We start from the raw sequence: 15,846 nt of genomic DNA, 5'->3' as shown, positions 1-15,846 counted from the left end.
TTCTAACAAAAAGGTCAACCAAAAAATTGCTTATTTTCAGCCTTTAACCATAATTGAAATCGAAGCCAATCACAAGAATAAAGGCACGCTCGAACATTTTAAAGAAATTCGATTAGCACACAGCTACTATTCCATAAACACCGATATTGTTAAAAGTACGATTGTAATTTTTCTTTCCGAAATTTTACATCACGCCATCAAAGAAGAAGAAAAAAACCAAAGTTTATTTTCCTTTTTAGAAACGGCACTTCTTTGGTTTGATACGCACCAAGAAACCACCAATTTTCATCTTATTTTAATGATGGAAGTTACTAAATATTTAGGTTTTTATCCTGATCTGACCGAACTTGATTTTCCTTATTTTGACATCAAAGAAGGCTATTTTACCCCATTTCAAAGCATCAATTCGTTAACCGAACATGAAACACATTTGTTTAAACGATTATTACAATTAAAATTTGATTCAGACCAAAAAATATTTGCCGGAATTGAACGCCAATTGCTATTAAAAATTCTCCTAGATTTCTACACATTACATCTCGATGGCTTCAAAAAACCAAAATCGTTAGAGGTCTTAAAAGAAGTTTTTTCTTAAATTTTGACGCAAAGTAAACAAAGTGTTTTCGCAAAGTATTTAAAGCATCGTGTTCTTTGTGCTTTTTACTTTGAGAACTTTGTGGTTAAATTTTTTTAAAAAGAGGGAAAAACTCAAAACTCATAACTCAAAACTCATAACTATTTATTACTTTCGCAAATTGATTTAAGTAAGCGACAAAATGAGTACAAAATTTACTGAATACAAAGGACTTGACTTGCCCACAGTGGCATCAGAAGTTCTTGATTTTTGGAAAAAAAACAACATCTTTGAACAATCCGTAACTTCTCGTGAAGGGGCTACGCCGTATGTGTTTTTTGAAGGACCACCTTCTGCAAACGGATTACCTGGAATTCACCACGTAATGGCGCGTGCTATTAAAGATATTTTTTGTCGATATAAAACTCAAAAAGGATTTCAAGTTAAGCGTAAAGCAGGTTGGGACACTCACGGATTACCAGTAGAATTAGGTACTGAAGCCGCTTTAGGAATCACAAAAGAAGATATAGGAAAAACCATTTCTGTTTCAGATTACAACGAAGCGTGTAAGAAAACAGTTATGCGTTATACCGACGTTTGGAATGACTTAACCGAAAAAATGGGGTATTGGGTAGATATGGAAGATCCGTATGTGACTTACAAATCCAAATATATGGAATCGGTTTGGTGGTTGCTAAAACAAATTTACAACAAAGATTTGCTTTACAAAGGCTACACCATTCAACCGTATTCGCCAAAAGCGGGTACAGGTTTGTCTTCGCACGAAGTAAATCAACCTGGTTCGTATCGTGATGTTACCGATACCACTGTTGTAGCACAATTCAAAACTAAAGAAGACACATTACCAAACTTTTTACAAGGTTTTGGAACTATTCATATTTTAGCTTGGACAACCACGCCTTGGACGTTGCCAAGTAATACCGCATTAACTGTTGGACCAAAAATTGACTATGTTTTGGTTAGAACAAGAAATCAATATACAGGAGAAGATGTTAATGTTGTATTGGCAAAAAATTTATTAAATAAAATATTTGATTCAAAAAACTTTGTTGAATCTTTTTCGAACAGTGTTTTTAAAGAATTAGAAATAAAATGGTTAATTGATTTTGAGAAAGGTAAAGCAGACTCTGAAAGAATTAAAAGATGGCGAGCTAGTTTAACAGACGATGAAAAGTCTGAAATTAATATTGAACTAGAGTTCGCTAAGAATTTACCTCATGAGCCGTTTTCAGCTGAAGTTTTGGCAAGATTAGTCGAATTAAGTAAAGAAAAGAAAAATTTAATACCTTTTCAAATTTTGGCCGAATGTAAAGGTTCAGATTTAGTTGGAATTCGTTACGAACAATTGATGCCATTAGCGTTACCGTATCAAAACCCTGAAAATGCGTTTAGAGTAATTGCAGGAGATTTTGTAACTACAGAAGACGGAACAGGAATTGTGCATACCGCACCAACTTTCGGAGCAGATGATGCTAAAGTAGCCAAAGAAGCTACTCCAGAAGTGCCGCCAATGTTGGTTTTAGATGAAAATGGAAATGCAGTTCCTTTAGTGGATTTGCAAGGGAAATTCATTTCTAATTTAGGCGAATATTCTGGGAAATACGTTAAAAACGAATATTACAATGAAGGCAAAGCACCAGAACGCTCTGCCGATGTAGAAATTGCTATTCAATTAAAAGAAGAAAACAAAGCCTTTAAGGTTGAAAAATACGTTCACAGTTACCCACATTGTTGGCGAACAGACAAACCCATTTTATATTATCCGTTAGATTCTTGGTTCATTAAAGTAACCGAAATCAAAGATAGAATGTTCGATTTAAACGAAACCATCAACTGGAAGCCAAAAGCTACTGGAGAAGGTCGTTTTGGGAATTGGTTAAAAAACGCCAATGATTGGAACTTATCGCGTTCAAGATATTGGGGAATTCCTTTGCCAATTTGGAGAAATGAAGAAGGCACAGAAGAAATTTTAGTAGGTTCTGTAGCAGAATTAGTTCAAGAAATTGAAAAAGCAATTGCCGCTGGATTTATGACTGAAAATCCATTTAAAGGATTCGAAATCGGAAATATGACTGAAGAAAATTACGATTTAGTGGATTTACATAAAAATGTAGTGGACGAAATTGTATTGGTTTCTGCATCTGGCAAACCAATGAAACGTGAAACTGATTTAATTGACGTTTGGTTCGATTCGGGCGCTATGCCTTATGCACAATGGCATTATCCTTTCGAAAATAAGGAAAAAATTGACGAAAACAAAGACTTTCCTGCCGATTTTATAGCAGAAGGAGTAGATCAAACACGTGGTTGGTTTTATACCTTACACGCCATTTCTACGTTAGTTTTTGATAAAATTGCATATAAAAATGTGGTGTCTAATGGGTTAGTATTAGACAAAAACGGACAAAAAATGTCAAAACGTTTAGGTAATGCTGCCGATCCATTTGATACGTTAGCCGAATATGGCCCAGATGCTACGCGTTGGTATATGATTTCAAATGCCAATCCGTGGGATAATTTAAAATTCGATTTAGAAGGTATTGCTGAGGTGCGAAGAAAATTCTTTGGGACGCTTTATAACACCTATTCTTTCTTTGTTTTATATGCTAATATTGATGGTTTTAACTACAGCGAAGCCGAAGTTCCTTTAGCAGAACGACCTGAAATTGATCGTTGGATTTTATCCGAATTACATACGCTTATTCAAGTAGTTGATGCTGCTTATGCAGATTACGAACCTACTCGTGCAACAAGAGCTATTTCTGATTTTGTGCAAGAGAATTTAAGTAATTGGTACGTGCGTTTATGTCGTCGAAGATTTTGGAAAGGTGACTATGCTCAAGACAAAATTGCCGCTTATCAGACGCTTTATACCTGCTTAGAAACGGTTGCGAAATTAGCCGCGCCGGTAGCGCCGTTCTTTATGGATAGGTTGTATAAAGACCTGAACGCCAATACAAATAAGGAAAAATTTGAAAGTATTCACTTATCTGTTTTCCCAGTTTCGGTTGAAAACTTTGTTGATAAATCATTAGAAAGTAGAATGCAGAAAGCACAAACGATTTCTTCTTTGGTTTTATCTCTTCGTAAGAAAGAAATGATTAAAGTACGTCAACCATTACAAAGAGTAATGATTCCAGTGCTTGACGCTACTTTTAAAGCAGAAATTTTAGCTATTGAAGACTTAATTAAAGCTGAAGTTAACGTAAAAGAAATAGAATTATTAGAAGATGCTTCTGGGGTTTTAATTAAACAAATTAAACCAAATTTTAAAGCCTTAGGGCCTCGTTTTGGTAAAGACATGGGCTTGATTGCCAAAGAGATACAGTCATTTACGCAAGATCAAATTAATGAATTAGATAAAACAGGCGAATTAACAATTTCTACTTCTGAAAAAAGTATTACTTTAACAGTCGAAGATGTGGAGATTTCTTCTCAAGATATTCCGGGTTGGCTAGTGGCCAATTCAAACGGAATTACAGTAGCTTTAGACATTACAATTTCTGAAGAATTACGTAAGGAAGGAATAGCGAGAGAGTTAGTCAACAGAATTCAAAATATTCGTAAAGATTCTGGTTTTGAAGTTACAGATAAAATTAAAGTTCAAATTCTAAAAAATGATAGTATTGAACAAGCGGTACTCGCAAATGAATCGTACATCAAATCAGAAACACTAACAAATGAACTAATTTTTGTATCAGAAATAAATAATGGTACGGAAATTGAGTTTGATGAGTTAAAAACAATAATATTAATTTCAAAATAATAAAACCTTTTGGGGCTATTTGATTGAAATAATAAATTTTAAAAAAATGTCAATTATGATAGATCAACAAATAAGATTCTCAGACGCAGAATTACAAGAATTCAAAGAATTAATTAATTCAAAGTTAGACAAAGCTAAAAACGACTTAGAATTAATTAAAAGTGCGTATTTAAACGATTCTAATAACGGAACGGAAGATACTTCTCCAACATTTAAAGCGTTTGAAGAAGGAAGTGAAACGATGAGTAAAGAAGCGAATTCGCAATTGGCTATTCGTCAAGAAAAATTTATTCGCGATTTAAAAAACGCATTAATTCGTATTGAAAATAAAACGTACGGAATATGCAAAGTTACCGGAAAATTAATCAATAAAGAACGCTTAAAAATTGTTCCTCACGCCACAATGAGCATTGAAGCTAAAAATTTACAGCGTTAAAAAACGTTACTAAATATAAAAACGCTCCTTTTGGGGCGTTTTTTATTCGTTAAAATTGTTACTTTTGCACAAACATTAAAAAATGAACCTAAGAAAAGCCTATTTATTTGTATTTCTAATTTTACTTATTGATCAAGCAAGTAAAATTTACATCAAAACAAATTTTTATATTAACGAACAAGTAAAAGTGTTCGATTGGTTTAGAATTTACTTTGTGGAAAACGAAGGAATGGCTTGGGGTGCTGAAATTCCAGGTGATTATGGTAAATTATTTTTAACCCTTTTTAGAATTGTTGCTGTTGGAGGAATTTCTTGGTGGCTGTACGATTCTATAAAGAAAAAATTGTCAAATTATCTAACTTTCGCTATCACTTTAATTTTAGCAGGCGCAATTGGGAACATTATCGATTCTGTTTTTTACGGCGTGGTTTTTAACGATAGTTACAGTCAAGTTGCTACAATGTTTTCTGACAAACCTTACGGAACACTTTTTCACGGGGAAGTAGTGGATATGTTTTATTTTCCAATAATTAAAGACATTCCAATGCCCGAGTGGGTGCCGTTTATTGGCGGAAGACCATTTACTTTTTTCAACGCCATTTTCAACGTGGCCGATGTAGCCATTTCTACAGGATTTGGAATTTTAATTGTATTCAACAAAAGATGTTTTAACTAAAAACAAAACATAATTTTCTGTTATTTTAATTCTTATTTATTCCTATTTTAAATAATCATATCGTAAATTTGCCTCAAATAGTTTTGATATGTTCGATGTTCAGAAAATAAGAGCGCAGTTTCCTATATTGTCACAAAGCGTTAACGGAAAACCTTTAGTGTATTTTGATAACGGTGCGACTTCACAAAAACCTCAAGTTGTAATTGATAGTATTGTAGATTATTATTCCAATTATAATGCGAATATTCACAGAGGCGTACATACGTTGAGTCAATTGGCTACGGATGCCTACGAACAAGCTCGATATAAAATCCAAAAGCATTTTAATGCGAAACAGCCGTACGAAATCATTTTTACTTCAGGAACAACCGAAAGTATTAATTTAGTTGCTAATGGTTTCGCCTCTTTAGTAGAAAAAAATGATGAAATAATTATTTCCGCATTAGAACATCATAGTAATATTGTGCCTTGGCAAATGTTGTGCGAAAAAACGGGTGCGATTTTAAAAGTAATTCCAATAGATAGTAATGGCGAATTAATTTTGTCGGAATACGAAAAATTACTTTCTAATAAAACCAAATTAGTTTGTTGCAATCATATTTCAAATGCTTTAGGAACGCTAAATCCAATTGAAGAAATTATAAAAAAAGCCCATTCCGTCGGGGCAGCAGTTTTAATTGATGGCGCGCAATCTTGCCCGCATTTACAGCCTGATGTTCAAGCTTTAGATGTTGATTTTTATGTAACTTCTGCGCATAAAATGTGTGGGCCAACAGGTGTAGGAATGTTATACGGCAAAGAAGAATGGCTTCGCAAATTGCCACCCTACAAAGGCGGTGGAGAAATGATTGCTACCGTGACTTTCGAAAAAACTACGTATGCAGATTTACCTCATAAATTTGAAGCAGGAACACCAAATATTTGTGGCGGAATTGCTTTTGGAACGGCTATTGATTATATGAATGAGGTTGGTTTTGACAACATAGCCAAACACGAACACGAATTATTAGTTTATGGCACACAAAAGTTACAAGAAATTGAAGGTATAACCATTTACGGGCCCACAGATTTAACTAAAAAAGCGTCTGTAATTTCTTTCAATATAGAAAACATTCATCCGTATGATATTGGCACGATTATAGATAAATTAGGTATAGCGGTTCGAACAGGACATCATTGTGCGCAGCCAATTATGGATTTTTATAAAATTCCAGGCACAATTAGAGCCAGTTTTGCCTTTTACAATACCAAAGAAGAAATTGATATATTTGTAGCAGCTGTTAAAAAAGCTAAAATGATGTTATCGTAACTAAAACCATAAAAATGAAAAGATTTTTAATTTTATCAACTTTAATCCTTACCGTTTTGGCGTGTAGTGGTTCAAAAAATTTAAGCAAAAACGATGTGCCAACCATTTTTTATGAAGCAAACACCAGAGGTTTTTTTCTTGCGATAAAAGTTGAGAATCAAGTACTTTATACCTCTAATGAGCGAGATTTTAAAGAATATTCAAATAAAATTGAAATTTCAGATACAGATTGGAAAGAGATTTCTGCATTAGCCAAAGCGGTCGATTTAGAAAAGGTAAAAGACTTAAAGTGGCCAACCGAAAAAAGATATTACGACGGTGCAGCATTTGCTAATATTATTTTCGAAGCAAAAGGCATTAAATATCCAGCTAATGGTTTCGATCACGGTTTTCCACCTTTAGAAATAGAAAAATTAGTTACTAAAATTACGAACCTTGCAGAAAAAAATAATGAATATTAAAGAAATACAAAACGAAATTGTTTCCGAATTCTCTATGTTCGATGATTGGATGGAGCGTTACGAGTATATCATTGAATTAGGAAAAGGCTTACCAATTATTGAAGAGCAATTCAAAACAGAAGATAATATTATTAAAGGTTGTCAGTCTAAAGTATGGGTTCACGCTGAAGAAAAAGACGGGAAAGTCGTTTTTTCAGCTGATAGCGATGCCATTTTAACGAAAGGAATAATTGCTATCCTAATAAGAGCTTTTTCGAACCAAACTCCGGCAGAAATTTTAGCTGCCAATACTGATTTTGTAGATGAAATTGGATTAAAGGAACATCTATCGGCAACTCGTGCAAACGGCTTAGTTTCGATGATTAAAAAAATAAAAATGTATGCTTTAGCATTTGAAGCAAGAAATTAAGTGACTCGACCATATAAGTGAATCTTAAAAATAAAACTTATATGTTAAAATAAAAAACCAGAAAAAAATGGAAGAATTTAAAGACGAAATAAACTTAGGCGAAAGCGTAGTAACTGCATTAAAAGGAATCTATGATCCAGAAATTCCAGTAGATATTTATGAATTAGGTTTGATTTATGATGTGATGATTAACGAGGATAATGAAGTTAAAATTTTAATGACGTTAACTTCGCCAAATTGTCCAGTTGCCGAATCGTTACCAAAGGAAGTGGAAGAAAAAGTTGAAAAAATTGATACGATTAAATCTTGTGAAGTTGAAATTACTTTTGATCCACCTTGGAGTAAAGATTTAATGAGCGAAGAAGCTAAATTAGAATTAGGAATGCTTTAATATAGTGTTCAGTGTTCAGTTTTTAGTTGGCAGTTTCCTTCTAATACTTTTCACTTTTACTAATTACTTAAATTATGGAAGAAATAGTAAATAAAGTGGCTAATAGTAGCTTAATGGTTTTCGATTTAGAAGATTATTATCCGGATAGTAATGTGATTGCAGTTGATGTTTCGCAATGGTTGTTTGGTGGTGTTATTTTAAAAGAAACCGAATTTAGAGCGCAATTAAAAGATACTGATTGGTCTGTTTACGGAGATAAATACGTGGCATTATATTGTTCAGAAGACGCAATATTACCCGCTTGGGCGTATACATTAGTTGCTGTTCATTTAGCACCATTTGCTTTAAAAGTAATTCAAGGCTCTAAAGAGTTGGCAATTATCGATTGGTATCAAGACATTTTAAACAAATTAGATTATACCGAATTCTTTGAAAAACCTGTTATTTTAAAAGGTTGTTCTAAAAAGCAAGTGCCAAATGAAGTGTACACTTTGGCTATTCAAAAATTAATGAAGGTAGCCAAAAGCATTATGTTTGGTGAAGCATGTTCCGCAGTGCCTTTGTATAAAAAAAAGTAATTAGAAAATTAAAAGTATAAAAAACCCAGTCAAGTAACTATTTGACTGGGTTTTTGTTTTTATAAATTGTGTAAGATTCTTTCAGAATGACAAACGTTGTGATTATTTTTTTATATTCGAATTTTGGAATTTGGAATTTCTATTTTGGAATTTAATCTAATTTTCCTCTTCCTCAATTACATCTTTGTAATCTGGATATAAAAATTTATTATACGGAAAACGACTGATATGAATACTTCGCACCGCTTCATAAACTTTTTCTCTAAAAGCTTCAAAGTTTTCTTTTTCCGTAGCTGAAATAAAAAGCGTGTTGTTTTCACCTAAATTACTCATCCACGTTTTTTCCCAATCTTGAAGTGAGAAATTTTTAGATGTTTTTTCAATAGTTTCGTCGCATTCATCAATTTTCACATATTTGTACGCGTCAATTTTATTAAAAACCATAATTGTTGGCTTATCGGCACTTTTGATGTCTAATAAAATTTTATTTACAGCCGCAATATGATCTTCAAATTCAGGATGAGAAATATCTACCACGTGTAAAAGTAAATCGGCTTCTCGAACTTCATCTAACGTACTTTTAAAAGAATCCACCAATTGCGTAGGGAGTTTTCTAATAAAACCAACCGTATCGGAAAGCAAGAAAGGTAAATTTTTAATAACCGTTTTTCTTACTGTAGTGTCAAGGGTAGCAAACAGTTTATTTTCTACAAACACTTCGCTTTTCCCAACAGCATTCATTAAAGTTGATTTTCCAACATTTGTATAACCCACTAAAGCCACTCGAACCATTGCGCCACGATTGCCTCTTTGAGTCGACATTTGCTTATCTATAACCTTAATTTTTTCTTTAAGTAAGGAAATTCTATCTCTTACAATTCTTCTATCGGTTTCAATTTCTGTTTCACCAGGACCACGCATACCAATTCCACCTCGTTGACGCTCTAAGTGCGTCCACATTCCGGTTAATCGGGGTAATAAATATTGACATTGTGCTAATTCAACTTGTGTTCTGGCATATGACGTTTCGGCACGTTGTGCGAAAATATCTAAGATTAAATTGGTACGATCTAAAACTTTACAATCTAATTCCCTTGTGATGTTTTTTTGTTGCGAAGGCGTTAATTCATCATCAAAAATTACCGAATTGATATCATATTCTTTGATGTATGATTTAATTTCTTCAAGTTTTCCAGTGCCTACAAATGTTTTAGGATGCGGTTTATCTGTCTTTTGCCAAAAACGTTTCACTACTTCGCCACCAGCCGTATAGGTTAAAAACTCTAATTCGTCTAAGTATTCATTGAGTTTTTCTTCGTTTTGGTTTTGAGTGATAAGTCCAACAATTGCGGTTCTTTCAAAGATATGTTTTTCAACTTCAAGCATAAGTTTTGTAAATATTCACAAAAATAGCCAATAATTTTCAATAAATAACAATGTTGTTTTTTAACGATTTTTTGATGCGTTTTATCGATAAATTTAGTAAACCTATAAAATCTTATTACATTTGTTAATACTTATATAATTTTTAACAAAAAAACTATAATGAAAAAACTACTTTTATTATTATTTATGTTTGCTGGCTTCAGTGTTTTTGGACAAATATCCGAAAACTTTGAAGGCGCAATATTTCCACCAACCGGTTGGACAACCTTTGAAACAGGAACAGGTACAGTTCAGAGTTGGTCTGAAACCAATTTAGGTGTTTTCACCTATGGAGGTGTCGGTAAATCAGCAATGATTAACAAAGAGAATGTGGCTGCGGGTCTAGCAATTGACTGGATGGTTACTTCTGCAGTTACAGTACCTGCTAATGGGCAATTACGATTTTATACCAAAACCATTCAAACTGGGGTTCAAGGAAGTTTATTTGATATCAAAATTTCAACAACTTCCCAAACTAACCCTTCAAGTTTTACTAATCTTATTTCATATGACGAGGCTTCCTTAACAGCTGTATCAAATGTTTACGAAGAAAAAGTAATTGATATACCAGCCACATACCCAGTGGGCTCTACTATTTACATCGCATTTGTGATGACAAATGACAACGGGGATAGATGGTTAATAGACAATGTAAACGTCGTACCAAAATGTAATGCACCTATCGGGCCATTAGCAACAGCAAGCGAAACTACTTCGAGTGCTGTATTAAGTTGGGGAAATCCGGGAGGAATTACAGCATGGGAAGTTGAAGTAGTACCTTTTGCAAGTGCATTTACAGGTGTTCCTACTTACACAAATGTAACTACAAATCCGTTTACTGCAACAAATCCACCACTACCTGCAACACCGATTTTATTACCAAATACGTTATATAAATTTCAGGTACGTTCTGTTTGTACTAGTGGTTTTCCAAGTGATTGGTTTGGACCAAGAAGTTTTCAAACAGCTTCTTTTGGAGATACGTGTGCAGGACCTATTGTAGTTGGAAATCTTACAAATCCATTAGATCCAACATCATTTGTTTCAGGATTATTACCATACCAAACAATTGATAATACAGCCAATTATTTAGATTTATTTGACACGGCACAGCCTTTAACATGTAGTGGAACAGCTACCAATTATATGGCAGGTAATGATGTTTTTTATTCATACACTGCAACATTTACTGGTAATATTGCTATTTCTTTATCACCTACAAACGTAAGTTCAAGTATACATGTTTACAGTGCTTGTCCAGGAACTGCCGGAGCTACTTGTTTGGCAGGACAGGCTAATGCAACATCAAATGTTAGAAACATTAACCAATTTCCTGTAGTTGCAGGAACTACCTATTACATAATAATATCCTCAAGTGCTGCACAGCAAACGGTTGGCTATACATTAACGATTCAACAAGTTTTCTGTAACCAACCCACTACATTAGCAGCGCCAATTACATCAAGTACAACCGCTAATTTAACATGGGCAGCCGACGCAGGTGTTACCACTTGGCAATATTCAGTTGGAGCAGCGCCATACGGATTGCCTACAGGTACTACATTTACTTCCACTACTTCAAACACAACAAATTCATTCACAGGAGTTTCAGGAGTTGCATACGAATATTATGTAAGAGCGCAATGTAGTGATGGAAATTACAGCATTTGGGCAGGCCCATTTCCATTTACATTACCACAAGTGGCCACGCCGTTAAACTTTACAGACGGATTAGAAACCTTAACAGGATGGACTTTAAATAATGGAACACAATCTAACAAATGGGCAGTTGGTTCTGCAGTAAATAACGGAGGAACAAAATCGCTTTATATTACAGATACTAGTGGAGCTACAAATACGTATAATAACACGGCTACTTCAGTAGTTCAAGCGTATAAAGATTTTGTAATTCCAGCAGGAGCTACACAATTGGATTTTACATTTGATTGGCGCTCTGTAGGTGAAGTACAAGATTATATTCGTGTTTGGACAGTCCCTACGACATTCACACCTACAGCCGGAACACAAATTACAGCTGTGGCGAATAGTAGAATAAAAATAGGACCAGATTTCACATCAATACCAAACTTTATTACACAAAATTACACATTAAACGCTACGCCTTATGCTGGTGGCAATATGCGTGTGGTTTTTGAATGGAGAAATAACAACACAGTTGGAAATCAACCACCAGCTGCTATTGATAATATAAAATTAGATTATGTTGTATGTCCTAAACCATTGACCGCAACAGTTTCTAATATAAACTATAACAATGCACAAGTAAACTGGGCTAATGGCGCAACGGAAACCCAATGGGAAGTTTTAGTTTTACCAGCAGGCTCTGCTGCTCCAACGGCAACTTCAGTTGGGGTTCTTGCTTCAACAAATCCATTTGTTGTTACTGGATTAACTTCTGTAACTTGTTATGATGTGTATGTAAGAGCGGTTTGTTCTTCTACATCTGTAAGTTTATGGTCGCCAGCTGCAAACTTCTGTACAACCCCAAATTTTTGTGCAGGAGATCATTTTTATGATATAGGGGGTGCTACAGGAAATTATACAAACAATCAAACAAATGTGCTTACTACCGTATGCCCTAATATCGCAGGTAACGTTGTAACTGTATTGTTTAATACATTTAATTTAGCTGCAGGGGATAATTTAATAATTAGAAATGGAAATTTAATAACATCACCAGTTCTTGGTACGTATACGGGTACTACTTTACCACCATCATTTACAGCAACAAACCCTAGTGGCTGTTTATCATTTGTATTTACTTCTAATGCTACAGGAGTTGCTGCAGGATGGGATGCTACAATTTTTTGTACGCCACCAATTACATGTCCTAAACCAACAACATTAACAACTACAAGTATAGGAACGACGTCTGTTCAACTTGGTTGGACTGAAGCTGGAACTGCAACACAATGGGAAATACTTGTTTTACCTCTTGGTTCCCCTGTTCCTAATCCTGGAACACCAGGTACATTAGTTACTACAAATCCTTTTGTATGGGGTTCATTAACACCAGGTACGGCTTATACTTTCTTTGTTAGAGCAAAATGTTCTGACACTGATTTTAGTTTTTATTCAAATGGGGTTAATTTTTCTACTAAACCTTTAAATGATGAGTGTGGTACAGCATTAACAGTACCTGTAAATGCAGACATGAACTGTACTTTAGTAACACCAGGAACAATAACCGGAGCTACAAATTCAGGGTTACCTGCTTCAACTTGCGGTGGAACAGCTGATGATGATACTTGGTTTACATTTACTGCGACTTCTAATGCACATATAATTAATTTTAATAATATTGTAGGAACAACTACTGACTTAAGTCACGCAGTTTATTCGGGCACTTGTGGTGCATTAACTTTATTATATTGTGATGTAAATAATTTTAGTTTCAATAATACTTTTGTCTCAGGACAAACCTATTATATCAGAGTTTGGTCAGCATTGACTACTGTAAATCAAACAGCTAGTTTTAATGTCTGTATTAATAAAGTTGGACCGCCAATTCTTGCTGAAAATTCATCAACAACTGCTGCGCCTACAACTTATACCGTACAGCAGTTAGTTACAGATGTTTTGGTAACTTCACCTTGTGGAATTGTTTCAAATATTACTTTCTCTACAGGTACTAATTTTGGACAACCTGAAAATGGTATTGGGTATTTCAATAAAAATGGTTCTTCATTTGGATTAGATGAAGGAATTATTTTAGCTACGCGTTCTGCAAATACTTGCGATGGTCCTAACACTGCTGCATCTGAAGGAGCTAACGCATGGGCAGGAGACGCTCAATTACTTACTTATATGCAATCAGTTGGACAATCTGTTTCAAATTATTATAATTCGTCAAAAATAGAATTTGATTTTGTTCCAATTGCCGATCAAGTAAAATTTGATTTCATTTTTGCTTCTGACGAATATGGAACGTTTCAATGTGATTATTCTGATGCATTTGCTTTTTTCTTAACGAATTTAGCAACTAACACAACTGTAAATTTAGCAGTTATTCCTGGAATAACACCAGCGGTTCCTATTGCGGTTACAACAATTAGAAAAAATGATTATAATGCAAGTTGTGCTTCTGCAAACCCAAATTATTTTGATAAATTTTACGGAACTGGAAATCCACAAAATGGATTGCCAGATGTAATTGCACCAACTAACTTTAAAGGATACACTGTACCAATGTCTGCTGTTGGAACTGTAATTCCTGGACAAATATATCACATGAAATTTGTTGTTGGAGACAGAAACGACTCTGCATTCGACAGTGCCGTTTTCTTAAGTAAATTTGACATTGGTAATGTAGATTTAGGAGCTGACTTAACAGTAAATGGTAATAACGCATTGTGTGCGGGTCAATCTTATACTATTAATAGTGGTTTAACCGCTCCTCCTTATGGTTTTACATGGTACTTTAAAGCACCAGCATCATCTACATTTGTTGAAATTGTAGGACAAACAGGTGCTTCATTAAATGTAACTGCTCCAGGAGAATATAAATTAGTAGCACAATATGTAGGTTCTGCTTGTGTTGGAGAAGACACAATTGTAGTAGAATTTTATCCTGATTTAATTTTAATTACGCCTGAACCAAATGATTTATCAATTTGTTCTACAACACCAGTGTTTGATTTAACTCAAAACACATCTGTTGTAACGGCTAATTTTTCAAATCCTGCGGCATATCAAGTGACTTATTATTTATCGCAAGCGGACGCTATTGCTGCATCAAATTCAATAGCCAATCCAAGTGCATTTGTGAACAGTACGAACCCTCAAACTATTTGGGTTAGAATTTATAGCACCTTAACTTTTTGTTCAGGGATCAAGAACTTTGACCTTATTGTTTTAGCACCGCCAATAGCTGATATTACTTATAATAGCGCACCATATTGTTTTAATCAAGGAACAGCTACCGTAACTAATAATGGTTCAACAGGAGGTACCTATTCTATTGTTGGAAATCCTGCTAATATTTCTGTAAATAGTTCTGGAACTGTGTCATGGACAAATCAAATTACTCCAAGTACTTATACTATTTACTATGAATTAGGTTCTGGCGCTTGTTCATCAAATGATTCATATACTATTACTATTGCCCCGCCAATTACAGCATCGTTTACAACTAGTAACACTACAATTTGTGATGGAGATACTGAAACAATTACAGTGTCAGGACCTGCTGGAGCTACATTAACGTATAGTGATGGTAGTTCAAATCAAACAGTTGTTTTAAATACTTCTGGAACAGGGACAATTTCCCACACAGGCGGAACTAGAACCTATACTTTAGTGAGTTTAACTTCAGGGGCTTGTACGCAAACACTAACAGGAACAGTTGTTATTACAGTAAATACCTTTAGTTTTACTATTAGTGGAGCGTGTGAAGGTAGCCAGTTTTTATTAACTTCAAATATTTCTAATCCTCAAAATTATACTTTTGAATGGACTAATAGTTCTAATATTGTTGTAGGAACGTCTAGCACTTTAATCATAGATAATCCGGGGACTTATTCTTGTTCGGTTACTAATTTAACTGGACTAGCATGTACAACAGAAGTTTCAAAATTATTTGACAATACATTCTGCCAAATCCAGAAAGGTATTTCTCCCAACGGCGACGGTTTAAATGACTTTTTAAAGTTGGTTGCTAAGAAGGTTGAGATATTTAACCGATATGGTAAGGAGGTTTATTCTAAGGAGAACTACAATAATGATTGGCGTGGTCAATTCATGGGAGGCGGAGAGATGCCGGATGGTACATATTACTATG

11 protein-coding genes are annotated in these 15,846 nt (G+C 34.4%); 10 read left to right on the top strand and 1 reads right to left on the bottom strand.

Features of this window, described 5'->3' with window-relative positions; translation table 11 throughout:
- From ACIQ16_RS09770 to ACIQ16_RS09730, 9 genes are all read left to right on the top strand, one after another.
- On the top strand, window positions 1–595 hold a 595-nt coding region (locus ACIQ16_RS09770; RefSeq protein ID WP_396151050.1), incomplete at its 5' end, for a DNA repair protein RecO.
- Between the two features lie 181 nt (window positions 596–776).
- Window positions 777–4,361, top strand: coding sequence for an isoleucine--tRNA ligase (gene ileS, locus ACIQ16_RS09765; RefSeq protein ID WP_396151048.1), 3,585 nt, complete (start codon window positions 777–779; stop codon window positions 4,359–4,361).
- 55 nt (window positions 4,362–4,416) lie between these two features.
- Window positions 4,417–4,797 carry a TraR/DksA C4-type zinc finger protein gene (locus tag ACIQ16_RS09760; RefSeq protein ID WP_353170415.1) on the top strand — a complete coding sequence of 127 codons (381 nt, stop codon included), beginning with the start codon at window positions 4,417–4,419 and terminating at the stop codon, window positions 4,795–4,797.
- Window positions 4,798–4,879: 82 nt separating this feature from the next.
- Complete coding sequence (locus ACIQ16_RS09755) at window positions 4,880–5,473, top strand: lipoprotein signal peptidase (protein WP_353078622.1); 594 nt, start codon at window positions 4,880–4,882, stop codon at window positions 5,471–5,473.
- 88 nt (window positions 5,474–5,561) lie between these two features.
- Complete coding sequence (locus ACIQ16_RS09750; protein ID WP_396151045.1) at window positions 5,562–6,782, top strand: aminotransferase class V-fold PLP-dependent enzyme; 1,221 nt, start codon at window positions 5,562–5,564, stop codon at window positions 6,780–6,782.
- 14 nt (window positions 6,783–6,796) lie between these two features.
- Entirely contained in the window at window positions 6,797–7,243 is a 447-nt protein-coding gene (locus tag ACIQ16_RS09745; RefSeq protein WP_396151043.1) for a hypothetical protein, read from the top strand.
- Entirely contained in the window at window positions 7,233–7,652 is a 420-nt protein-coding gene (locus tag ACIQ16_RS09740) for a SufE family protein (protein WP_396151041.1), read from the top strand. Before ACIQ16_RS09745 ends, ACIQ16_RS09740 begins: the two co-directional genes overlap by 11 nt.
- A gap of 67 nt (window positions 7,653–7,719) precedes the next feature.
- On the top strand, window positions 7,720–8,043 hold the full coding sequence (locus ACIQ16_RS09735) for an SUF system Fe-S cluster assembly protein (RefSeq protein ID WP_353147761.1): 324 nt from the start codon (window positions 7,720–7,722) through the stop codon (window positions 8,041–8,043).
- A gap of 74 nt (window positions 8,044–8,117) precedes the next feature.
- The gene (locus ACIQ16_RS09730) at window positions 8,118–8,621 is read left to right on the top strand and encodes a DUF2480 family protein (protein WP_396151039.1); all 504 of its coding nucleotides are present in this window, start codon (window positions 8,118–8,120) and stop codon (window positions 8,619–8,621) included.
- A gap of 156 nt (window positions 8,622–8,777) precedes the next feature.
- On the opposite strand, the gene hflX is transcribed toward ACIQ16_RS09730, so the two are convergent.
- Window positions 8,778–10,007, bottom strand: a complete 1,230-nt coding sequence (hflX, locus tag ACIQ16_RS09725; RefSeq protein WP_396151036.1) for a GTPase HflX — start codon at window positions 10,005–10,007, stop codon at window positions 8,778–8,780.
- 159 nt (window positions 10,008–10,166) lie between these two features.
- Between hflX and ACIQ16_RS09720 the strand changes: the two genes are divergently transcribed.
- Window positions 10,167–15,846 (top strand): choice-of-anchor L domain-containing protein (locus tag ACIQ16_RS09720; protein WP_396151034.1); only part of this gene is annotated, 5,680 nt, incomplete at its 3' end.

The sequence above is a fragment of the Flavobacterium sp. genome (assembly GCF_044360715.1).
Lineage (GTDB): Bacteria > Bacteroidota > Bacteroidia > Flavobacteriales > Flavobacteriaceae > Flavobacterium.
The sequence above is the reverse complement of the archived record's forward strand: the minus strand, read 5'-3'. Positions and strand labels throughout refer to the sequence as shown.